This is a genomic window from Pontibacter qinzhouensis, assembly GCF_008017455.1.
Taxonomy (GTDB): domain Bacteria; phylum Bacteroidota; class Bacteroidia; order Cytophagales; family Hymenobacteraceae; genus Pontibacter; species Pontibacter qinzhouensis.
On record NZ_VRTY01000077.1, the window covers coordinates 1 to 22,327 of the forward strand.

General features: G+C 48.9%; 19 protein-coding genes. 14 read left to right on the top strand and 5 right to left on the bottom strand.

Annotation, left to right across the window (positions count from 1 at the left end):
* The 4 genes from FVR03_RS25015 to FVR03_RS17515 all read right to left on the bottom strand — a co-directional run.
* Positions 1–160: HPF/RaiA family ribosome-associated protein (locus FVR03_RS25015; RefSeq protein ID WP_147923063.1), on the bottom strand; the 160-nt coding region annotated here is incomplete at its 3' end.
* Between the two features lie 24 nt (positions 161–184).
* Positions 185–1,063 carry a tyrosine-type recombinase/integrase gene (locus tag FVR03_RS17505; RefSeq protein ID WP_147923064.1) on the bottom strand — a complete coding sequence of 293 codons (879 nt, stop codon included), beginning with the start codon at positions 1,061–1,063 and terminating at the stop codon, positions 185–187.
* 60 nt (positions 1,064–1,123) lie between these two features.
* Positions 1,124–1,318 carry a 30S ribosomal protein S21 gene (rpsU, locus tag FVR03_RS17510; protein ID WP_147923065.1) on the bottom strand — a complete coding sequence of 65 codons (195 nt, stop codon included), beginning with the start codon at positions 1,316–1,318 and terminating at the stop codon, positions 1,124–1,126.
* 167 nt (positions 1,319–1,485) lie between these two features.
* Complete coding sequence (locus FVR03_RS17515) at positions 1,486–2,625, bottom strand: acyl-CoA dehydrogenase family protein (protein ID WP_147923066.1); 1,140 nt, start codon at positions 2,623–2,625, stop codon at positions 1,486–1,488.
* A 620-nt stretch (positions 2,626–3,245) separates the two neighbouring features.
* On the opposite strand from FVR03_RS17515, the gene FVR03_RS17520 reads away from it, so the two are divergent.
* The 14 genes from FVR03_RS17520 (at position 3,246) to FVR03_RS17585 (ending at position 19,022) form a co-directional block, all read left to right on the top strand.
* Positions 3,246–3,989 (top strand): tyrosine-protein phosphatase, encoded by a 744-nt coding sequence (locus FVR03_RS17520; RefSeq protein WP_147923067.1) that lies wholly within the window; start codon positions 3,246–3,248, stop codon positions 3,987–3,989.
* Positions 3,990–4,012: 23 nt separating this feature from the next.
* A complete protein-coding gene (locus tag FVR03_RS17525; protein WP_147923068.1) occupies positions 4,013–5,008 on the top strand; it encodes an NAD-dependent epimerase/dehydratase family protein in 996 nt (331 codons plus the stop codon).
* 68 nt (positions 5,009–5,076) lie between these two features.
* On the top strand, positions 5,077–6,474 hold the full coding sequence (locus FVR03_RS17530; RefSeq protein ID WP_147923069.1) for a tetratricopeptide repeat protein: 1,398 nt from the start codon (positions 5,077–5,079) through the stop codon (positions 6,472–6,474).
* Between the two features lie 6 nt (positions 6,475–6,480).
* Positions 6,481–7,242 carry a phosphosulfolactate synthase gene (locus FVR03_RS17535; RefSeq protein ID WP_147923070.1) on the top strand — a complete coding sequence of 254 codons (762 nt, stop codon included), beginning with the start codon at positions 6,481–6,483 and terminating at the stop codon, positions 7,240–7,242.
* Between the two features lie 305 nt (positions 7,243–7,547).
* The gene (locus FVR03_RS17540; protein ID WP_222707259.1) at positions 7,548–8,534 is read left to right on the top strand and encodes a polyprenyl-phosphate transporter; all 987 of its coding nucleotides are present in this window, start codon (positions 7,548–7,550) and stop codon (positions 8,532–8,534) included.
* A gap of 40 nt (positions 8,535–8,574) precedes the next feature.
* Positions 8,575–9,309 (top strand): shikimate dehydrogenase family protein, encoded by a 735-nt coding sequence (locus tag FVR03_RS17545; RefSeq protein ID WP_147923071.1) that lies wholly within the window; start codon positions 8,575–8,577, stop codon positions 9,307–9,309.
* Between the two features lie 224 nt (positions 9,310–9,533).
* On the top strand, positions 9,534–9,932 hold the full coding sequence (locus FVR03_RS17550; RefSeq protein ID WP_147923072.1) for a YkvA family protein: 399 nt from the start codon (positions 9,534–9,536) through the stop codon (positions 9,930–9,932).
* A 393-nt stretch (positions 9,933–10,325) separates the two neighbouring features.
* On the top strand, positions 10,326–10,904 hold the full coding sequence (locus FVR03_RS17555; protein WP_147923073.1) for an RNA polymerase sigma factor: 579 nt from the start codon (positions 10,326–10,328) through the stop codon (positions 10,902–10,904).
* Positions 10,888–12,567, top strand: a complete 1,680-nt coding sequence (locus FVR03_RS17560; RefSeq protein WP_147923074.1) for a porin family protein — start codon at positions 10,888–10,890, stop codon at positions 12,565–12,567. The genes FVR03_RS17555 and FVR03_RS17560 overlap by 17 nt, the downstream gene beginning before the upstream one ends.
* A gap of 313 nt (positions 12,568–12,880) precedes the next feature.
* On the top strand, positions 12,881–13,333 hold the full coding sequence (locus tag FVR03_RS17565) for a lipocalin family protein (RefSeq protein WP_147923075.1): 453 nt from the start codon (positions 12,881–12,883) through the stop codon (positions 13,331–13,333).
* A 51-nt stretch (positions 13,334–13,384) separates the two neighbouring features.
* Positions 13,385–13,912 carry a hypothetical protein gene (locus FVR03_RS17570; RefSeq protein ID WP_147923076.1) on the top strand — a complete coding sequence of 176 codons (528 nt, stop codon included), beginning with the start codon at positions 13,385–13,387 and terminating at the stop codon, positions 13,910–13,912.
* A 117-nt stretch (positions 13,913–14,029) separates the two neighbouring features.
* A complete protein-coding gene (locus FVR03_RS17575) occupies positions 14,030–14,470 on the top strand; it encodes a hypothetical protein (RefSeq protein WP_147923077.1) in 441 nt (146 codons plus the stop codon).
* Positions 14,471–15,048: 578 nt separating this feature from the next.
* Complete coding sequence (gene uvrB, locus FVR03_RS17580; protein ID WP_147923078.1) at positions 15,049–17,076, top strand: excinuclease ABC subunit UvrB; 2,028 nt, start codon at positions 15,049–15,051, stop codon at positions 17,074–17,076.
* A gap of 287 nt (positions 17,077–17,363) precedes the next feature.
* Complete coding sequence (locus tag FVR03_RS17585; RefSeq protein ID WP_147923079.1) at positions 17,364–19,022, top strand: M28 family metallopeptidase; 1,659 nt, start codon at positions 17,364–17,366, stop codon at positions 19,020–19,022.
* Between the two features lie 290 nt (positions 19,023–19,312).
* Here FVR03_RS17585 and FVR03_RS17590 read toward each other — a convergent pair whose 3' ends face one another.
* On the bottom strand, positions 19,313–22,267 hold the full coding sequence (locus tag FVR03_RS17590) for a DUF6298 domain-containing protein (protein WP_147923080.1): 2,955 nt from the start codon (positions 22,265–22,267) through the stop codon (positions 19,313–19,315).
* Positions 22,268–22,327: the final 60 nt, after the last annotated feature.

The following is a 22,327-nucleotide window of genomic DNA, read 5'->3' on the forward strand; positions in this document are numbered from 1 at the left end:
CAGTTTTCGTGTCGTTGCCGTCGCTATTATTATGCTTCAGAAACACTTCACCTTCCACAATGCGGTCGTAAAATGTTTCTAGTTTGTTCACTTTCTGAGTCACAAATTCGGTCAGCTGAGTGTCAGCATCGAAATGGATGGAATGCATCTGTAGCTTCATAGTTATAAAAATTAAAAGTTTAACTTATGCCTTAGGATGAGCTTTCTCGAAAATCGATTTAAGCTTCTCAATAGAATTATGAGTATAAACCTGCGTAGCGGCAAGGCTGGCATGCCCGAGTAAATCCTTTATAGCATTCAGGTCAGCGCCCTTATTTAAAAGGTGCGTCGCGAATGAGTGCCGGAGCGTATGGGGGCTATTATGGTCTGAAGTAGTGATCAAGCTAATGTATTTCTTTACAACACGGTATACAAACTTCGGATATAGAGGGCGTGCCTTAGTAGTAACGAGCAGCTTTTCGGAATTGTTATCTGCTACTTCTGTTTTCTTAGCAACCAAATATAATTCTATAGTAGCGTGCAGCGAATCGTTGATTGGGATAATGCGCTCTTTGTTGCCTTTGCCTAAAACCCGAACAGTGCGGGCATGCATGTTTAGATCGGCGTGCTCTACGCCAATAAGCTCGGCAAGTCGTATGCCGGTACCGTACAAAAACTCCAGAATGAGCTTGTCGCGGTAACCCTCAAAGGTTTCCTCAAATTCAAAAGTATCGAGCAGGTTGTTAAATGGTTGCTCCAGTACAAAGCCAGGCAGCTTTTTAGAGGCCTTCGGTGCTTTAATACGAAGCATGGGGTTTACCTGTATGCGCTGCTGCGACAACAGAAATCTATAGTAGGAGCGGAGGCAGGCAATTTTACGGTTAATAGAGCGGGCCTCCAGGTGTCGTTGCACCAAAGAAAGGAGCCACGACCGGATAATGGCATGGTCAGCCTCGGCAGCATCAGAAATCTGATACACCTCTTGCAGGTAGTCTGCAAACTGACCAAGGTCTGTGTGGTAAGATGTTAGTGTATGAGGGCTGTAGCGCTTCTCATACTCCAGGTACTTAAAAAATAAATCCATAAATTAGTGTGCTGGGCAGTACACTAATTTATGGAAAAATATCTGTAGTACCAGTAAAGACTAGTAGTTATCTTGAGCGAAAAGCGTTTGCTTATATTTCGCTCTTTCTTTCTGCTTTCTTTTAGAAACAGATGGTTTTTCAAAGAAAGTCCTTGCTCTCAGTTCTTTAAGAACTCCAGTTCTTTCAAATTTCTTCTTAAATCTCTTCAGAGCGCGGTCTACTGACTCGTTGTCTTTTACGTTTACAATAATCATATTTTTTTGTTTCTTCTTCAGATATTAGGGTTGCAAATTTACGCAAGGTTTTACTTAAAAATCAATAGATTGGCAAAATATTTTACACAACCTGGCTAAATAGTCTCTCAGGCCGCACCAAAGACGCCAGCCTGAACTATATCCTGACGTTTATTTGCCCGAAAAGGTTACTTCAAAATGGCTCTAGCAATCACAAGCTTCTGTATTTCGCTGGTTCCTTCGCCTATAGTGCAGAGTTTGGCATCGCGGTAAAACTTTTCGGCCGGATAGTCTTTTGTAAACCCGTAGCCACCGAAAATCTGTAGCGCTTCGTTAGCGGCACGCACTGCTACCTCAGAGGCATAATATTTTGCCATCGCCGATTGTTTGTTTACATCGAGCCCCCGGTTTTTCATGTCGGCTGCCTGGTAAGTTAGCAACGAGGCCGCTTCTATTTCGGTGGCCATGTCGGCGAGCTTAAACGAAATACCCTGAAACGAGGAAATAGGCTTATTAAACTGCTGCCGCTCCTGCGAGTAAGCCAGTGCGGCCTCAAAAGCCCCCTGCGCAATACCAAGAGAGAGGGCTGCAATAGAGATACGGCCGCCATCAAGTACTTTCATGGCCTGTATAAAGCCTTCACCCACCTGGCCAAGCACCTGGTCGTGGTGCACGCGGCAATCCTGAAACACGAGTTCTGTGGTTTCGGAGGCGCGCATACCCATTTTATCTTCTTTTCGGCCAGCGCTAAACCCGGGCGTGCCCTTTTCAATGATAAAGGCCGTCATGCCACGAGAGTCACCTGTTTCGCCGGTGCGCACAATCACCACCGCCACCTGCCCCGATTTACCATGCGTTATAAAGTTCTTAGCGCCATTAATAACCCAGTAGTCGCCATTTTTAACTGCCACGGTACGCATGTTACCGGCATCAGAGCCAGTGTTAGGTTCTGTCAGGCCCCAGGCGCCTATCCATTCGGCAGTGGCGAGTTTGGGCAGGTATTTCTGTTTCTGAGCTTCGTTGGCGAATTGCAGAATATGCCCGGTGCAGAGCGAGTTATGGGCCGCCATAGAAAGACCGATGGAGCCATCTATTTTCGACAGCTCGGCAATAGCGGTTACATACTCCAGGTAGCCAAAGCCTGAGCCGCCATACGCGGTGGGCACCAGCACCCCCATCAGCCCCAGCTCCCCCAGCTTTTTAAACACTTCTACCGGAAACTCCTGGCTCTCGTCCCACTCGCGCATAAACGGACGAATGTGTTTGGTGCCGAAGTCCCGGATCATGTCAGCAATCATGCGCTGATTTTCTGTCGTCGATAATTCCATTTTTTCCTGATTGTAGTTTATTTTAGAGGTAGTGTGTAAGCTTCTGAATACATAGGACTTGCTGATTGAACAAGCCAAATGCCGACTTGTTTATAGAGTTAAATTCAATGTACTCTTTAAAAAGGTAGCATAAGTAAACAGTAAGTCGCGTATATAACGGTTTGCGGCAGTTGCATGTTTAGCCGTTTTGAAATTTAACTAAATCTGCTTAAACTTCTATTTAAAGAAGAAGCTGCTGAAGGAGCCGTTAATATGCCGAAGTGGCAGGTTAATTAGCTGCTGCTGACGTTCTCTAATTTTGTCAAACGCTATAATTGCGATATATTACACATATATTTGCGTAATAGTAACAACCTGAGTTTTGGTCTGGAATTTGTTTTTGATCTGAAATCTGATTGCTGAGCAAACTGGCAAAACAGGCTGCTGGTTGCAGGCATGCGGCCCGGAAAGTTAAAACATATAGAAAGTTTAGGTACTACATAAGACCCTGTTTAAAATTCGTTTTTGCAGCGCGAAGATTGAAATTTAAGCATGGTCTGAACCTGTTTACAGCGCAATAAATAAATTTCTTTAATGGTCTTAAGCAGGTCTTGCGGGTGTTGTTACACTAATATTGTTACATGATACAGTTTTTAAAAGATTTGTTTGGTGCTGCTGTGGAAGAAGCTTCGTTGGCTTGCCTCGAAGTAGATATGCATTCTCATATTTTACCCGGACTCGACGACGGTGCAGAAAGTCTGGAACAGTCGCTTGAGCTGGTGAGGGCAATGCAGGCATTGGGGTACCGAAAGCTGATCATGACACCCCATATCATGAGTGACTTTTATAAGAACACACCCGCTGGTATCAGAAAAAAGCTTAGAGTATTGCAAGATGCTGTGGCAGAAGCCAAAATAGACATGGAGCTTGCCTGTGCAGCAGAACATTACCTCGACGAAGGCTTCATTAAAAAACTGGAGTCGAAAGAGGAGCTGCTCACGTTTGGCGATAATTACCTGCTGTTCGAGACTTCTTTCCTGAACGAGCCGCTTAACCTGAACGAGGCTGTGTTCCTGATGCGTACGCAGGGCTATAGGCCGGTGCTGGCGCACCCGGAGCGCTACACTTACTTTAGCGGCAAATACAAGGAGCTGGTGGCGCTGCGCGAAAAAGGCGTGCTCTTCCAGATAAACATGAACTCGCTGGTTGGCTATTACTCCGGTGCTGCCCGCGCCACTGCCGAAAAGCTCGTAGACGACGGCATGGTAGATTTTCTGGGAACAGATGCCCATGCCATCAAACATATTACCTCCTTGCAAAAAGTAATGAACTGCAAGTATATTCATAAGGCGTTGGCACTAAAGCTGCGTAATAACCAACTTTAAGCACTCCCTTGTATTTTTAGGCTATGACGGTATTTGTGACAGGTGGTAGTGGCCTGCTCGGCAGCTATTTAATTTCGGCCTTGTTGGCGCAGGGTCATCAGGTAAAGGCGCTCTATAGAGGGCAGGTGCCCCAGTTGCCAGGCTCCGAAAAAGTTAACTGGCTACAAGGCGACATACTGGACCCCAGCCTTTTGCAGGAGGTGCTCCAGGGGGTGCAGTACGTTTTTCATTGTGCCGGGCTGGTGTCGTATGCTCCGCAGGACGAGGAACTGCTGAAACAGGTTAATGTAGAAGGAACTGCTACCATAGTAGATGCCTGCCTCGAAGCCGGTAACATAAAACTTTGCCACGTCAGCTCCATTGCCGCAATAGGGCGGTCCAAAACCGCCCCCGTGCTATCTGAGAAAAACAAATGGGACCAGGCTGAAGAACACTCGGCTTATGCCAGCTCTAAATACTTTGGGGAGCTGGAAGTATGGCGTGGTGTGGCAGAGGGGCTAAAGGCTGTTGTCGTAAACCCTTCGGTTGTGTTGGGACCAGCCGATTGGAACCGCAGCAGCACCCGCCTGTTTAAATATGTTTTTGATGAAAAACCGTTTTACACCATTGGCAGCGCCAATTTTGTAGATGTGCGCGATGTGGTGGAGGCCATGATTAAACTTACGTTCTCGGAAATATCAGGAGAAAGATTTATATTAAATGCAAAACAGATGGAGTACAAACTTTTTTTTGAGCAGGTAGCATATTGCTTTGGCAAAAAGGCTCCATCTCGTAAAGTAATTCCTGCCCTGGCAGAGGTCGTTTGGCGTTTTGAACATGTCCTTGCCAAGGTTACCGGCAGGAGGCCCTTAATCACCAAAGATACAGCACGGGTATCTGGCAAAAGCCATTTGTTTAGCAACGAAAAAATAAGACAAGCCATAGCCATGGAGTTCAGGCCGTTGGGGGAGACCATTGCCTGGTGCTGTAGCCAGTTGTTGCTGGCCGGTAAGCGCTCTGAAACAGCAGAGGCTCTCTAAACTATTTGCTAGCTTAAAATGTAATATGAAAAAGGCTGCCATGCCTGGTAGCTTGTTGGATTTTGGAGATGAAAGAAAACTTTGATGAACACAGCGAGGAACTTGAACTGATACAGCGGTTCGAACAGATGCTGGGAAGTAGTGAAACTGCTTTTTTCGACCTCAATGATTTTGAATATATAATTGACCACTATACGGCCAATTTCGACTATAAAAAGGCTATTCTCGCCTGCGACTCTGCTCTTGCCCAGTACCCATTCTCGAATGAACTGCTCATAGACAAGGCGCAATTGCTGGCTATGTCCGGTAGTTTCGACGAGGCGCTTACGCTTATTGAGCAGGTAGCCGAAGTAGAACTGCAGAACCCGGATGTGTTCCTGACCCGTGGCATTATTTTTACCCAGCGTGGCGACTACCGCGATGCCATAGACCAGTTTAAAAAAGCCCTGGCCTTTGCCGAAGACCGCGACGACATCTACTTTAACATTGGCCTGGCCTACCAGACCTGGGGTAAGTTTACATCGGCAATAAAGTACTACAAGAAGTGCATTGCCCTGAACGTGGAGAACGAAGCGGCGATGCAGGAGGTGGTATATTGCATGGAGATTACGGGCAGCATGCGCGAGGAGCTTCCTTTTTTCCAGGAGTTCGTAGATGCCGACCCGTATTCGTATGTGGCCTGGTTTAACCTGGGCAACGTGTACAACAAACTGGGCAACTACGACAAAGCCATTGCCGCCTACGACTACTCCACCATTATAAAGCCCGACTTTATTACTGCTTACAACAACATGGCCAACGCCTATGTGTTTCTGGGTGAGTACACAAAAGCCATTGAGGCCTTTAACGCGATGCTGGAGCACGGTTCGCCCTCGGCAGAGGTGTATTGCAACATTGGCGAGTGCTACGAGAAGCTGAGCCAGTGGGACCTGTCGCGGCGGTATTACCAGAAGTCCATTGACCTCGACCAGACCATGGACGAAGCCTGGTTCGGAATTGGCATTATACTGGATGCGCAGGGCAAGTGGTACGAGGCTATTCATTTCTTTAAGAAGGCAGTGGAGCTTTACGAAGACAGCGTAGACTACTGGGTGGCACTGGCTGCAGCCGAGTACCATGTGGGGCATGTGGTGTCGGCGCTGGAGAGTTACGAGCGGGCCGCCGAAATTCAGCCCGGCGACAAGGACATTTACCTGAACTGGTCGATTATATTGTTTGAACAAGGTAACTTTGAGGAGGCCACCGATATTATTTTAAACGCCATAGAACTGCAACCAGACGAAGCAGAGCTATATTACAGGGCCTGCGCCTACATGCTTTCTGCAGGAAAATACAAGGAAGCGTACAATTATTTGGAAAATGGTTTAATTTTGGATTTTAATAAACACAAATTGCTGTTCGAGTTCTTCCCGGAGCTGGAGTCGCAGCGTGCCTTAGCCAGATTAATTGACCAGTACCGCAAATAAAACTCAATGAATTATACCCTTAATAACGTGCCGCAGCGCGAGCCGAAACCTCGCGAGAGGGGTTTTACCATGGCAATGGACAAAGGCCTGAGCATTCGTGAAGTAGAAGACTTTATAGAAGTAGCCGGTGAGTATGTTGATATCGTAAAACTGGGCTGGGCTACGTCGTACGTAGTGCCTAACCTGCAGAAGAAGCTGGATGTTTTTAAAGCAGCCGGAATTCCTGTTTACTTTGGAGGTACTCTTTTCGAGGCATTTGTTATCCGGAACCAGTTCGACGATTACCGCCGGGTGCTCGACAAATACAACATGACCTTTGCCGAGGTGTCGGACGGGTCGCTGGAGATGGATCATGATAAAAAGTGCGAGTACATTAGCACACTGGCCGAGCAGGTAACCGTGCTGTCGGAGGTAGGGTCTAAGGACGATGCCAAGATTATTCCGCCTTACATGTGGATTAACCTGATGCAGAAGGAGCTGGACGCCGGTGCCTGGAAGGTAATTGGCGAAGCACGCGAAGGAGGTAACGTTGGCCTTTTCCGATCTACCGGAGAAGTAAGAAGCGGCCTGGTGGAGGAGATCCTGACAAAGGTGCCATTTGAGAAAATTCTGTGGGAAGCGCCTCAGAAAGCACAGCAGGTGTGGTTTATAAAGCTGCTAGGAACAAACGTAAACCTCGGTAATATTGCGCCAAGCGAAGTAGTACCGCTCGAAACCATTCGGTTAGGATTGCGTGGCGACACTTTTTCCCAATTTTTAGATATTTAACTGCCGGGCTCCAAAAGCTGCCTGGTTATAATATTTCATTATAAAAGTATAAATTGCTCGTCGGAATGTTGGCGGGCAATTTTTTTTAGAGCTTTTTTAAGTTTTTAGCTGCCTTGCAGTTAGGGTTAGACTCACTCTTAAACACGACCCTTGGCAACAAATGGAGCAAAATTCTTCTGAAGGCTATTTTCATTCAAATAATTGTAAGGCCGCTTTTGGCATACTTTGGCTGTAGCCGGAACATGCAAAAGAGGCTTTATTTCGATCAGAGAAATAAATTAAAACAGGCTTAACGCCCGGCATATATGGCAAATCCATCATCATTAAAAGAAAGTAAACACCCCGAAACTCAAAGCAGAACCCTCAAAGACCATCTGTTACTTTTCTCGAAAGGCGCCATAATGGGTGCTGCCGATGTGGTGCCGGGTGTGTCGGGCGGAACCATTGCTTTTATTACGGGCATTTATGAGGAGCTGCTAAACTCTATTCGTTCTGTAAACGGAGAAGCTGTGCGTTTACTTCTCAAGTTTAACCTTGCTGGTTTCTGGAAACACATTAACGGTACTTTCTTGGTAGTGCTGCTGGCGGGTATACTTTTCTCTGTGGCTTCTTTGTCGCGGCTCATCCTGTTTTTGCTCGAGGCCTATCCCGAAATGTTGTGGGCGTTTTTCTTCGGGCTGATTGTGGCCTCTGTAGTGGTAGTAAGCAAAAAAATAACCCGTTGGAGCGCTGGCGTTATCCTGGCAGGCATAATCGGTACAGTGGTAGCGTATTTTGTTACCGTTATGTCGCCAACACAGACACCCGAGGCCTACTGGTTTATTTTCCTGTCGGGGGCCATTGCCATTTGCGCCATGATTCTGCCAGGCATATCGGGTAGCTTTTTGCTGGTGCTGCTGGCCAAATACGAGTTTATTCTGAATGCCGTTAAAGAACTCCGGATAGATGTGGTCGCCACCTTTGCCTTGGGCTGTCTTACCGGTATACTTGCTTTTTCGCATGTGCTGAACTGGATGCTCAAGCACTACCACAACGTAACGGTGGCCCTGCTTACCGGCTTTATGCTAGGCTCTTTAAACAAAGTCTGGCCCTGGAAAGAAACCATCGAGACCTATACCGACCGCCATGGTGTGGTAAAGCCGCTGGTGCAGGAAAATGTGCTGCCTACAGAGTACCTGCAGCTAACAGGGCAGGAGCCGTATTTGCTCTATGGCGTGTTGCTGGCTATTTTCGGGTTTTTGATAGTTTATCTTATAGACCGTGTAACTGCCGATAATACCGAAGAGGTGTAAGTGAAGCAGGGTGTTGTTAGCAGGTAAAGCAGAACGTAACATGAGAAAATTCGGGTTAATCGGTCGCAAGTTGGGCCACTCTTTTTCGAAACGGTTTTTTACCGAAAAGTTTGAGCGCGAGGGCATACAGGGCGCTGTGTACAACCTGTACGAACTGGACCAGATAACGGAGTTCCCGGAGCTGCTCATGCGGGAGCCGGAGCTGGTGGGGCTAAACGTAACGGTGCCCTACAAAGAAGTCATAATTCCTTTTCTTGATGAGTTAGATGCCGCTGCCGCTTCTATTGGCGCTATAAACACCATTCGGGTAGAAAATGGAAAAACCGTTGGCTACAACACCGACTACATTGGGTTTAAACAAACACTCGAGGAGTTTTATCCGGTGCAGCAGGAGGCGAAGGCGCTGGTGCTGGGTACAGGCGGTGCTGCCAAAGCTGTACTAGCCGCTCTCAGGGCGTTGGGTATTGGCTACACCGAAGTTTCAAGAACAGCCACAGCCTCAGCCATAGACTACAAAGACCTGGATGCCACCACGCTTAGCAGCCACAAACTCATTATCAACACCACGCCACTTGGCATGTACCCGGCCACCGAAGCCTGCCCGCCACTGCCATACCACCTGCTTACGCCGCAGCACTACCTCTATGACCTTGTATACAACCCGGAACAAACCCTGTTCATGAAAAAAGGAGCAGAAGCCGGTGCTGCCACAGAAAACGGACTAGCCATGCTTTACAAACAAGCTGAAGCCGCCTGGGCCATCTGGAACAGCTAAAAGCAACCCTTGACACTAAATGGCCTCAAAACCCTTTGGAAGGCATTTTTTATTAGAATAATTTGGCTGTTGATTGTTAAATGGCTGAAATGTTGTTGTGGGGAGAGCAAACTTTAAGGTGGGCAAATAAGCTATCAACCTAAACTTTTAACTCTTAACTAAAAAGCGTCTTTTGCAACACTTTGCTCTGCTTTCTGCGTACCTATAACAAAGCAGGCAACCTTATGACGCACCTCGACACATTTAAAATAAAGACGCAGGAATTCAATACCTCCATCTACGCTATATACTTATCGTACCGCGACCAGCGCGTAAAATGGCCTGTCCGGCTTTTGCTGGCCTTTGTTATTGGCTATGCCATTAGCCCTATAGACCTTATTCCGGACCTTACCGTTTTATTTGGCTTCCTTGATGATGTGGTGGTAGTGGCGCTGGGCTTAAGCCTTTCGTGGCAAATGCTCTCAAAAAATGTAATAGATGAAGCGCGTTTACATGCCTATGAGAAAATGAACAAAGAAGAAGTAGGCGAGGGGCAACGCATTGTCGGCTATACCTGGATGCTTGGCTTCACCATTGTGGCTGTTCTGTTTTACAAGCTGCTGTTTATAAACATATTTTTGTAAAGTTCTAAATACCGGCTTATTGCCAGAAAACATCTTCTTACTTTTAAATTTACAAAGCCAGGTTCTTTCGGTAGAGCCTGGTTTTTTTGTGTTTAAGCTCATATTGTAAATTGCCAGAAAATTTTATCTGAAGAGAAATAGCTTGTGCGCCATAGCATTTGGCTTTTCATAAAGTACACACAGCAAGTTGGATAATTCTTAAAAGAAATATTAAATTGAATCTAAGGCTGGTATTCTAATATTGCTGGCAAATTTTTATATTTGTACGTTCCTGCCACAGATGCTCCCCAAAGCATAGATCCCGCCCAATCGTATAAAATATTTTTTCAATCACTTGCAACCCTTTTGCTTATCTGGTACTCATAAGGGTGTAAGTCGTAAGTAAGGCAGCTTTTGAAACTTTTTACCAAGCCAAAATCAGACGAGGAAAAACTCATTGAGGGGTGCATTGCCGGCAAGCGGGAAATGCAGCGGAACCTCTATGACCTTTACTCCAAAAAGATGATGGCAGTCTGTCTTCGGTACGCACCTACAAACTTTGAGGCTGAGGATATTATGCAGGAGGGTTTTATAAAGGTGTTTGCCAACATACAAAACTTTAAGCGAGATTGTCCGCTGGAGTTCTGGGTGAGGCGCATCATGGTCAACACCGCTCTGAAGCACCTGCGGCAAAAGTCGCTGCTTACAGTTTCACATGAAACGGAAGAAGTGGCCAGCATCAGCTCCGAAACCTATAACCTGACGGGCTATAGCATGGACGAACTGATGGGCATGATCCAGAGCCTGGCCCCCCGTTACCAGATGGTGTTTAACCTGTATGCTATTGAAGGTTATAACCACAAGGAAATTGGCGAAATGATGGGCATTTCGGAAGGAACTTCAAAATCGCAATACTCGCGTGCCAGAGCTATCTTACAGGATATGCTGGCACGGCAGGATCATAAATTTAAAGAGCATGTCATCAGCAAATAAACAGGAGCGCGGATCGCTGGAAGAACAGTTCCGGAGCCGGATGCAAGACGCTGAGGTTTCGCCTGCTCCGGACCTTTGGTCGCGCATAGACCATGAACTGACCGTAAATGAAAGCCGCGTCTACAAAGAGCGGTTTATCATGTACAGGCAGTTGGCAGCCGCCTGCTTTGTGTTATTTATGCTGGCCGGTGCTTTATTGTATTACCAGGTTGGCAACCAGGCAACGCAGCCAGTAGCCCCGGCAGAGCAGCAAATGGCTACCAACAGCAGCAGCAGCAGCAGCACACCGGCAACAGCACCAGTCAAAGCAGCACCAACACCAGGCACCTTCTCTGACCAGGCGCAGACGGGTAGTGCAGCAGCAGGTACGCTAGCCGAGGCAAACACAACAGATCGCTCTGCAGCAGCAGACGAAAGCACTAACCGATTAGCTGCGGCCACAATAGGGGCTGTGCCTGCTAAAAACCGTGCAGTTGCAGGCAGCGCCATTCCTGTGAGCCAGCCAGATGCAGGGGTGCAGAAAGAAGACCTGCCAGCATTGGCTATTACCGGAGGCACAGACCAACCTGCCGATGCGCAGGAGCAGGTACAACTGCCTGGTAGTGCAGAAACAGAAGGCAACAGACCTAAAGAACAGTCGGTGGTGGTGCGGCAGCGGTTACCGGAAGAAAAAGGCCTGTTGCTACCGAAGAACATAGAGGGATTAGGCGAAACTCAGTACAAAACGCTAGCTGCCGAAAGCATGCTGAAAAAAGACGAGAAGCAGGAGGCTCTGCAAAACTCGCTCGGCAACTCCACTAAAAAAGAGCAGGCTATAGCCAGTGCCGGCAGCAATAGCCGCTGGAGTGTAGGCATGGCATCCGGACCATCTTACTTTAACCAGAACATAGGTTTGCCGGAACAAATGATGCCAGCCGTAATGCATAATAGCTTTGCAGCTGCCGGCCCGACTGCCGATGCTTTTTCAGCCAGAAACATGGAATCTGCACGTGAGGAGTACGACGACAACACTGATGCCGCCTTCTCTTACGGCATGGAAGTACGCGCAGGTTTCCGGTTAACCAAAAAGCTGAAGCTGCTGTCGGGGCTTGGATTTATTCAGAACTCGGCCCGTACCAAAACGAGCTTTATTTTCAGGCAGTTCTGGTTTAAGCCTACAACTCGCGAGCCTTACGAACTGGTTTCTACTATCTTTATGCCATCGCTTACCAATGGTTTCTCACCAGATTCTATAGCCGTAGAGCAAACTAACCCGTTTTATGTTAACTACCAGTACCGCCAGATTACGGTGCCTATAGGGCTGCAGTACGAAGGTAAAATTGGAAGCAGAGGCTGGCACTGGTATGCATCGGGTGCGCTGGCCGCCAACTTCCTGACAGAAAGTAAAATTACGACTACCTCCGACAAAGTACCTGATTTTAGCTACAACAATAACAACGGTGAGGTATCGCCATTCCGGAAAGTGCAGTTCTCAAGTAACATTGGGGCAGGCATAGGTAAACAGATAACCGAATCGGTGTCGGTGGTGGTAGGGCCTGAGTTCCGTAGCTACTTAAGCTCTATGCTGGCTAACCCAGACCAGGCGCTGGCACCACAAGGTAAGCCTTATTCTATTGGTGTAAACCTGGGAGTACAGTACCTGCTGGGCCAGGAAAAAAAGTAAGAAATTAATTTTACCGCTTGCAACCCATACATTAAAAACAGAATCTTATAGATACAGAAGGTGCTAACCCTTACAAGCCGATTAATGCCATGAAACTTATATTCGACTCCTTTTCTGCACTGGTTGTGGCTGCCGACATAAAGCTGCTTGGCTGGTATCTGTTGCTGGCACTACTGGTGTATGCGCTTCTGTAAATACTTAAAAGTGCGGCTATTTAGCTGCTGTTGAGAAGAAGAAGAAAAATGCCGGGTGTTGCGGCAAAAACCAATACCGATCAGCTTAAACGAACGCCAGCTTTGCTGCGTCACTTACTATGAGAAAAACTACTTACTGGCTTCTTTGGGTCATTATTTTATGTATTACATTTTCGGGATGTATAGAGGGAGAGGATGTGCGGCCGGAACTGGCGGCTGAAGAAGTTAAGATAGCGGTGCAAGGTAAATGGAACATAGAGCGCATCGAATCAAAACTTTGCCGGGACAGTAACTGCACAACCGAGAACTACGATGGCAAAGCAACCGATTACTTTGAGTTTAAAGCCGATAGTGCGTTTCTGGTTCGGTTAGACTCTTACAACAAGTCGTACAGCAATGCCTATAAAGTAAACTACAATATGTACCCGGGCACCATCGTGCTTAGTTCAGGTTCTTGGATAGGCCGGTTCGAAGTAAAAGAAATTAAAGCTTCTAAAATGGTGCTCATAAACTCTTTTACGGGCCAGGACCCTAAAGCCATATTCACAGACTCTTACTACCTGTACCGATAAATAAAGTTAAACCCGGAGCATGTAAGTGCCAGCTAAAACAACCAAATCTGCATGAACAAAAATCTCCGATATGCTATTGTAGCCCTGCTACTTGTATGTTGTGTAGCATGCGAGCAGCAAGATGATTTAAACGGGTACGACGTGCACCACAAGCAGAGTTTAAGCAAGTGGCAGGAGGTTAGAGGGCAGCAAGGTAATTCGTACAGCTACCATGTCAACTTCGTATCGTGGTCGGGTTTTGGCAATACAACTAAAATAACAGTTGAGAACGGCGCGGTTACTGGCAGAACCTATAAGGCATATACAAGAAATGAGACAACAGGGGAGCGGGAGGTAATCGGCTCCTATGTTGAAAACCAGGCTACCCTGGGCTCACATGAAAGTGGGGCACCTCTGCTTACCATAAACGACCTGTACCAAAGCTGTGCTAAAGATTACCTGGTGGTGGATAAAAAGAGAAATACGATCTATTTCGAGACAGATGTGGCAGGTTTGCTTCAAATGTGTGGCTTTGTACCCAAAGATTGCATGGACGATTGCTACGCCGGCATCAGGATCGATTCGCTTGTCTGGTTATAAACCTGTGTTCCCATGACTATGCCTGTTGCCAAACTTACAAAAGCGGCATCGGCTAACGTTACGACATAAACTGCTGCTTTATGAATCGTTTTTGCGCCATTAGTACAAACTAAAACTATGAAACCGACTATTTACCTCGCGCTTCTCTACCTATGCCTGTCGCTGCTGGTAATCAGTTGCACAGAAGATGCTCCGGCGCCTACCGCCTGCATTCAGGCAGAAGTGGTAGGCACCGACTGTGAAACAGGTTGGTACGTATTACGCCTGCTCAACGACAACTATACCCCCGAAAAGCAAAGCGGCTGCTTTGTAGGGCAGATTCATGGCGGTTTCGTAACAACAGATAACCTGCCTGATGCTTATAAAAAAGGTGGTTTGCATATTGAAGTAGCCCTTGAGTTGAATAGCGAGTATAGTCCGCGTTGCGAGACACACGCTGTTATGCTGCCTGCTGTTCGCATCACCCAAATCTGCCAGATAAACGAACATATAACCGGCCAACCCCTCGCCTTCGCGCGCAGCCCGTTTCTGAGCAAGCTTGCCCGTTGCCTGAGCTAGTGCCGCTACAACTTAACAGCCGCGCTACGGCCAGTAGAAAATGAGCATCGTGCGCGTGTCCTCTCTCGTGTCAGCTACGCCCGGGTCCAGAGCCGTTAAAGTGGTGACTAAATTCTTACTCTAACTAATAACTGGAGAAGCACCAGCGATTAATTATTCCAATGATTTTGCCCTCCGGAAGCATTTTGGCCGAAAAAGAGTCAAGGGTTCACAGGCTTTTTTGTGTGATGAAGAAGACGCTCGTCTGGCAGGTTCAGATCAACACAAAAAAAGATGGAGCTTAAACCTATAAACATTTAGCGACAAATGTTGTTCAGGAGAGCCTGCCGCTACGTGGCAAGTTTTTTGTTTTGTACCCGATCAACAAGGCAACAGGCCTTGACTAAAAATGAGCAGAAAATCTTTTGGAGGGCAAAATCATTAGAATAATTGAAGCGCACACCACCCTGCTGTAGAGACGCTTCTTATTACCTTCTAACCCGCTTTTGCTATTCATTTTAGCATAAACTAAGTAAAAGCTAAACTTACCTGCACCTTTTGGTGTTATACTGTATCTTTACATTCCGTAAAAACAACGCATGAATTTTCAGCTAACATCAGAATTTCAGCCAACCGGCGACCAGCCTAAAGCCATCGCCCAACTTACCGAAGGATTAAACCGGGGGGAGCATGCGCAGGTGTTGCTGGGTGCCACCGGTACAGGTAAGACCTTTACCATGGCCAATGTTATTAAAAACGTAGAGAAGCCGACACTGGTGCTTTGCCACAACAAAACACTGGCCGCACAGCTATACGGTGAGTTCAAGCAGTTTTTCCCGAACAACGCCGTTGAGTACTTCATATCGTATTACGACTACTACCAGCCCGAGGCTTACATTGCTTCTTCGGATGTGTTCATAGAAAAAGACCTGGCCATAAACGAGGAGATAGAGAAGCTGCGGCTGCACACTACCTCTGCGCTGCTTTCGGGCAGGCGCGATGTAATAGTGGTAGCCTCTGTGTCGTGTATCTACGGTATTGGCAACCCCGAGGAGTTTGGTAAAAATGTGTTGCACCTGGCACCGGGGCAGCGGTTTAGTCGCAACAACCTGCTTTATACCTTTGTCCAGATCCTCTACAGCCGTACCGAGGCAGAGTTCACACGTGGAACATTCCGGGTGAAAGGCGATACCGTTGATATTTATCCGGCTTACGCTGACTTTGCTTATCGCCTTTATTTCTTTGGCGATGAGCTGGAGCAGATTCACCGCATCGATCCGGCTTCAGGTAAAAAGCTGTCTGATGAGCAGGCCATTACCCTTTACCCGGCGAACCTCTTCGTTACCGGCAAAGACACCCTGAACCAGGCCATACACGAAATACAGTACGACATGGTGGCGCAGCACGAGTACTTCCTGAAAGAAGACCGGCCTGTAGAAGCCAAGCGTATAAAAGAGCGCACCGAGTTCGACCTCGAAATGATTCGCGAACTGGGCTACTGCTCCGGCATTGAGAACTACTCCCGCTACTTCGACCGCCGGTCTCCCGGAGCGCGACCGTTCTGCCTCCTCGATTACTTTCCGGATGATTTCCTGATGGTGATAGACGAGAGCCACGTTACCATACCGCAGGTGCGCGCCATGTGGGGCGGCGACCGCTCGCGCAAAGTGGCGCTGGTAGAGTATGGTTTCCGGCTCCCGGCTGCCATGGACAACCGCCCGCTTACCTTTAATGAGTTTGAGAGCGTGATGCACCAGGTGGTGTTTGTAAGCGCCACACCCGGCGACTACGAAATTCAGAAATCAGAAGGCGTGGTGGTGGAGCAGATTATCAGGCCAACCGGTTTGCTCGACCCTGAGATTGATGTGCGGCCAAGCGCTAACCAGGTAGACGACCTGCTCGATGAGATAGACGAGCGCATCAGGCGGAAGGAGCGGGTACTTGTGACCACGCTGACCAAGCGTATGTCGGAAGAATTGTGCAAGTACCTGGAGCGCCTCAACATAAAAGTAAAATACCTGCACTCCGAAGTAAAAACACTGGACCGGGTAGAGATACTGCGGGAGCTGCGCATGGGCGACATTGATGTACTGATAGGCGTAAACCTGCTCCGCGAGGGGCTGGACCTGCCGGAGGTAAGCCTGGTAGCTATTCTGGATGCCGACAAAGAAGGTTTCCTACGCGACCAGCGCTCGCTCATTCAGACCATGGGCCGCGCTGCCCGTAATTCAGAGGGCCGGGTAATTATGTACGCCGACCGCATGACCGGTTCCATGCAGCGCGCCATCGACGAGACTACCCGCCGCCGCGCCACCCAGATGGCGTACAACATAGAACACGGTATTACACCGCGTACTATTCTTAAATCGAGAGACGAAATTTACGACCAGACTTCCGTTGCCGATATGAAGAAGCGGGAAGTGAAGATGTACGTTGGTCCGGAGGAAGTATCGCTGGCGGCCGAGCCGATTGTGCAAACCATGAAGCGCGACGAACTGGAAAAGCTGATCAAGAAAACAGAGAAGCAAATGGAAGCAGCCGCCAAAGACCTCGACTTTTTGCAGGCCGCCAAATACCGCGACGAACTGGCCGAGCTGCGCAAGCTCCTCAAAGCGAAGCGAGATTAAAACTTATTGTAATAGCGAAAGCCGCAGCACCTACCGGAGCTGCGGCTTTTGTTGTTGCTGCTCATGTGGCAGTAGCTGCTATGTCACTTCAGCTACGTTGTGCCGGATAACCTGAAATCACTTCTGTCATCAGATCCTGAATTATTTAAATAAAAACAGCCTTCAGAAGGTTTTTTAGCAAAAAATTGCCGAGGGTTTGCTCTGCAGATCTTGCAGGCATGCACTTAGTTTGCTTTTTAATGTGCTGTATTATAGCTTCGGCTTAACTAAAACCTGCTTGCGCTAACATGAACAAATCTACATTCTTTTTTCTCGTATCTGCTTTAGGGTTTCTTGTTTCCTGCCAGTCATCCGACTCTACAACTGAAACAGGAAATGCCGAGGCAACTTCTATAACAGCCGAAAGCTACGGCAACTACGTGGCGGCCCTGGCTGCCGATGAGCTGGAGGGCCGCAAGCCATTTACCTCCGGCGAGAAGAAAACACTTGATTACCTGGAGCAGGAGTTCAGGGCGCTGGGACTGGAGCCCGGCAACGGCGACAGCTTTCTGCAGGAGGTACCTATGGTAGAGGTAACCACTACCGCTGCACCCACCATGACCATTACCGGAGCTAAAAGCATGCAGCTGCAAGGGCTACAGGATTATGTGATCTGGACAAGGAGAACAGAGGGTGCTATTTCGCTGCAGAAGGAGGAGATGGTGTTTGCCGGCTTTGGAATAGTAGCCCCGGAGTATAACTGGAACGACTATGCCGGCCTCGATGTAAAAGACAAAGTAGTGGTTGTTTTTGTAAACGACCCAGGCTTTTACTCCCAGGACTCTACTTTTTTCAGGGGCAAAACCATGACCTACTATGGCCGCTGGACCTACAAGTTTGAAGAAGCCGCACGGCAGGGAGCAAAAGGCTGCCTGATTATACACGATGCCACACCGGCAGGCTATGGCTTTAATGTGGTGCAGAATAACTGGAACGCCGCTAAACTTTACCTCGACCCGCGTGGCAAAAACGGGTATAACTGTGCCATGGAAGGCTGGGTGAGCAAGCCGGTGGCGGAGCAATTGTTTGCGGCAGCAGGTATGCAGTACGAGTCGGCTTTGGCGGCAGCTGGCAAAGCAGGATTTAAGCCACATGCCATAAACCTGCAGCTGAGTACTTCTATGGCCGTGAAAACCAGATTCGATAAAACTTATAATGTGATCGCTAAAATAGCAGGTGCTGCCAGACCCGATGAAGCCATTATCTACTCTGCCCACTGGGACCACCTGGGCATTGGCAAAGCCGACGAAAAAGGCGACAGCATTTATAATGGCGCTGTAGACAATGCCACTGGTGTAGCCAGCCTCCTCGAAATTGCCAAAGCGTTTAAAAGCCTGCCGCAGAAGCCAGAGCGCAGTGTGGTATTTCTGTCGGTTACGGCAGAAGAGCAGGGGCTGTGGGGATCTGCCTACTATGTTGAAAACCCGGTTTTTGCGAAAGAGAAGACTGTTGCTAACATTAACGTAGACATGCTGATTCCGTCAGGCAAAACCAACGATATTGTGCTGGTAGGAAAGGGGCAATCTGAGTTAGAAGACATACTGGCCGAGGAAGCAGAAAAAGCAGGTCGCTATGTAGCCAACGAAGCCACACCCGAAGCAGGCCTGTATTACCGTTCCGACCATTTCAACTTTGCCAAAATAGGCGTTCCTGCCATGTTCACAGCGGCAGGCATAGACAATGTGGCGCAGGGAAAAGAGTTCGGCAAAAAGCAGCAGGAAAATTACGTAGCCAACATTTATCACAAACCCTCTGACGAATACAGCACCGATTGGGCTTTAGATGGTGCCGTAGAAGACATGAAGCTTCTGTTTAACGTTGGCAATCGCCTGGCAAGCTCAACTGTATGGCCCGGCTGGAAAACAGGATCTGAGTTTAAAGCAGTAAGAGAGGCGTATAAAAAGTAACTTATTCTCCAGGGCGCTTCTAAAAACTCAACTCCTTGATCAATAGTTTGAAAGCTATTCAGGTTTTAACACTGCTCCTGTAATGCTGCCTTTCTGAAGCAGCTGTGGCTGTTTACAGGCTCTTAGCATGTGCAGTGCCATAAGAGAGAAAAGGAAAATAAGTTGTGCACAGAAAAGGCGCTATAGAAGTTCGGAGTAAAAGCCTGAACCTCTATAGCGCCTTTTTTGCTTTGGAAGGCTGTTTTCATTAGAATAATTTACCTGCCAAAAGCTACACACACTTTCATATTTCACTGCAACAGGAGCAGCCAGTTTTCCTCACTTGGTTTTGCGATAGCTGTACCTTTTTTCAACCTTTTCGGAAGAACTGCTGCCTGTGTTTCTCCAGTGCGGGGATCGTACCAAATTCCTGTGTATGCTTTTTTCGGGAGTTTCTGTTGTAGTTGCAAGGCAGAGCCGCTAAGAGAGTAGAACAGCACTGACTGCTGCCCGGTATCGGCAAGCGTCCAGTTCTGCGATGGATTGGTGAGTACATCATCCTGCGGGTTCAGGCGCATGAGTTTATTGGCCAGGTATGTTTTTACAAAAGCATCTAAAGGCGTGGCATCTACTATTCTTCCCTGGCGGTGACCGGCGGCCGGGTTAACGGTAAGCACCTGCGCCGCTCCGGCCATGAGTGCCGGAATAGGACCTACATCGTTGTGCCAGGCTACAATAGCTTTTTCAGGGAATTTGTCGCGGTACTCGCGGACCTGGCGGTAAGCCTGTTCGGGTGTGGTAGGGTCAGGGAAGTCCAGCCCTTTGTTGAACTTTTCGCGCACCATTTCCCGGAAGGCGAGGTTCTTGCCGCCTTCCGGAGCCCAAAGCGTGCCATCGGGCAGGTACTGCCAGTAGCGCATGTCTATTACAGCTATTTGATCTCTAAGCTCCGGGTCGGCCAGCACAGCATCGGTTATTTCTTTGCTGGTGCCAATCACCAGCCGCACCTTCTGGTTATGCTGTTTCTCCCACTCTGCTACCGTCTGCTGAAAGAACTGCTGGAACACCAGTGGTCCAAAAAACTGGAAACCGGTGCCGAAGATAGTATTCTCTGTCGTGCCGATCTGGTCGAGCACGTGCAGGATGTAGGACCGGTGCAGCTCGCGGAGGTGTGGATTGGCCGGGTCGTAAAATTCGTTCGCCACATGTATGCGCTTGTCCTCATCTAAAGGCGGTGGCTCCGGTAAACCGGTGGTATTGATGTTATTGGCTGGCCGCCACGGAAAATCGACCCAATGGGCCCCCACTTCGAGCAGGTTGTGTGTGTTGTAGAGGTGGTGGTAAAGCAGAATGCCGTGCTGGTCGCTGAGTTTGGCAAATTCCCGGAGCCGCTTAAAGTACCAGGGGTTGTATTGGGTGAGGTCGTACTGGCTCAGGCCATCCCAGGCTCTGCCACGGCCGCTCCGCTCCCAGGGCATTTCCAGAAATGGCGCCCATACATAAGCATCTGGCCGCTCTGCCAGGGTATGGTCGTCGCGGCGACGGTCGTACCACAGGCCGGGAGGACCGCTCTGGTAGAATGGCGTTCCCTGCCGCACCACGCGCGCTGCCAGTTTGGGCAGGTTTTCGGTGTGGCCCGGTCCTTCGCGGCCTGGCATAAAGCGCGTGATGCTCACGCCGCCATCCAGGGCATTACCGGGAGCAGGGTGCCCCAGCCACCAGGCATCGTTTATGGCACCTCCCCACAAAGCCTTACCTGCCACTACAAAACGGCCGTTCACAATTTCAAGTGCCTGCGTAGGTGGTGCAGCCGCAGCGGGTGCTGCAGGAATCTGGGCGGCGGTAAAGGCGGGCAGGTTGGCTGGTGCAACTGAATCAGTTTGAGAAGCGGCTTTTAGAGCAGCAAGCGCTTGTTTACCTAACCGGGCAGCCAGTTGCCGTTCGTAAAGCGGTTGCGGTGCATTTACAACGTGCACAGGAGCCTCGGCCGGTCCTTTGGCCTGTATATCGGGGGCTTTGCAGTTCCAGATAAAAGAGTTGGCTGCTGTCCACCCTCCACCTTGTGTGCTGTTGAGGTCGTAGGTGAGATGAATGCCTGCCCCGTTTATCTGCACCTCTTCGTACAGCACCCCCGATGCCCAACTCTCGAAAGTGCCACTGTAGCCGTGGGCATTGGTGGCCGTGCAGCGCAGAAATACATTAGGGCCGGCAGCGGTAAGAGCTGTGGCGAAATCGTTGAAGCCGGCATCGGCGGTGCAGTTCTGTACCAGCACCTGCTGCCCCTCCACCAAAAAGCTGTACCGCCGGTAGCCCCCGATTTCAGCTACAGGTTGCTCGCTCCGGCAATTTACCACTGTTACGCGTCTGGCACCCGGTCCGGCATGCACGGCAGAAGAAGCAAAATGCCGAGCCGTTACGTTCCGTACCCATGCATCCTCCACATGATTCAGAAATATACCAAACCAGGCATGCGATTCGTCTTTAGGGTTAGATTTATTGAAAGTGCTTTCCAGCAGCAGGTTATCCAGCCCCACCCGCTGCACCGGCTCCTGGGCTGCCACTTTAGCTACAGTGCCGGAACCAAAGCGTTTTTCCAGTGCCGTAGTAATGGGTGCATCTAAGGTAATCTGGTTTTTAGTTATATCGATGGCTGTAATCCTGCGGTGCCAAACCAGGTCTCGTGAGCCGGCTGGCCAGCGAAGCCGCAAATCGGCAAAGGCACCTTTTATGGTATCACTGCCTATGGCCGTAATCCACTCTTTGGTGCTGGGCCTGCTTACAATTACCAGATCATCTACCTGCAGCCCTTGCACCTTCTCTAGCGTTAGGATTTTTCCACCTGCCGCTACCACATTGTCTGTTACAGCTATGGCCACATCGCCTCTGGCTGCCTCAGCAGTACCGATTGTAAGTAGAGCGCGCCTGTCGGTGCCAGTAGCTATTAGGGTGGTGGCGTTGCTGCCGCTGCCACGCACTACTATGCCGCTGGCTTTTACCTGTAGCTGCCCTTCGACCAGAAACCTGCCTGCCGTCAACTGCAAAGCTCCCCGAAACCCGTTTGCCTGCACAGGCATTGTAGCGAGTTGGTTAATAGCCGCCTGCAGCAGCCTGGTATCGTCGCCGCCTGTCGGGCTCACCGTGAGCACCGCCGGAACAGCCGGAATAGCCACTCCTCCGCCACCGTAGCCTGCATGCGAAAAATCGATGGCAGGAGTAGGGGCTTGTGCCGTGCCGTAGTTTGGCTGCAGAAAAAAACAGAATAACAATAATAGTAAAGGCAGGTGATGTCGGTGCATGAGCTAGCTTGGTTCCTTAGCTTTAAGTTA

What these genes read in the sequence shown, in the direction of transcription:
- FVR03_RS17505 (WP_147923064.1), bottom strand. Translation starts at nt 1,063, where the DNA reads ATGGATTTATTTTTTAAGTACCTGGAGTATGAGAAGCGCTACAGCCCT.
- rpsU (WP_147923065.1), bottom strand. Translation starts at nt 1,318, where the DNA reads ATGATTATTGTAAACGTAAAAGACAACGAGTCAGTAGACCGCGCTCTG.
- FVR03_RS17515 (WP_147923066.1), bottom strand. Translation starts at nt 2,625, where the DNA reads ATGGAATTATCGACGACAGAAAATCAGCGCATGATTGCTGACATGATC.
- FVR03_RS17520 (WP_147923067.1), top strand. Translation starts at nt 3,246, where the DNA reads ATGATACAGTTTTTAAAAGATTTGTTTGGTGCTGCTGTGGAAGAAGCT.
- FVR03_RS17525 (WP_147923068.1), top strand. Translation starts at nt 4,013, where the DNA reads ATGACGGTATTTGTGACAGGTGGTAGTGGCCTGCTCGGCAGCTATTTA.
- FVR03_RS17530 (WP_147923069.1), top strand. Translation starts at nt 5,077, where the DNA reads ATGAAAGAAAACTTTGATGAACACAGCGAGGAACTTGAACTGATACAG.
- FVR03_RS17535 (WP_147923070.1), top strand. Translation starts at nt 6,481, where the DNA reads ATGAATTATACCCTTAATAACGTGCCGCAGCGCGAGCCGAAACCTCGC.
- FVR03_RS17540 (WP_222707259.1), top strand. Translation starts at nt 7,548, where the DNA reads ATGGCAAATCCATCATCATTAAAAGAAAGTAAACACCCCGAAACTCAA.
- FVR03_RS17545 (WP_147923071.1), top strand. Translation starts at nt 8,575, where the DNA reads ATGAGAAAATTCGGGTTAATCGGTCGCAAGTTGGGCCACTCTTTTTCG.
- FVR03_RS17550 (WP_147923072.1), top strand. Translation starts at nt 9,534, where the DNA reads ATGACGCACCTCGACACATTTAAAATAAAGACGCAGGAATTCAATACC.
- FVR03_RS17560 (WP_147923074.1), top strand. Translation starts at nt 10,888, where the DNA reads ATGTCATCAGCAAATAAACAGGAGCGCGGATCGCTGGAAGAACAGTTC.
- FVR03_RS17565 (WP_147923075.1), top strand. Translation starts at nt 12,881, where the DNA reads ATGAGAAAAACTACTTACTGGCTTCTTTGGGTCATTATTTTATGTATT.
- FVR03_RS17570 (WP_147923076.1), top strand. Translation starts at nt 13,385, where the DNA reads ATGAACAAAAATCTCCGATATGCTATTGTAGCCCTGCTACTTGTATGT.
- FVR03_RS17575 (WP_147923077.1), top strand. Translation starts at nt 14,030, where the DNA reads ATGAAACCGACTATTTACCTCGCGCTTCTCTACCTATGCCTGTCGCTG.
- uvrB (WP_147923078.1), top strand. Translation starts at nt 15,049, where the DNA reads ATGAATTTTCAGCTAACATCAGAATTTCAGCCAACCGGCGACCAGCCT.
- FVR03_RS17585 (WP_147923079.1), top strand. Translation starts at nt 17,364, where the DNA reads ATGAACAAATCTACATTCTTTTTTCTCGTATCTGCTTTAGGGTTTCTT.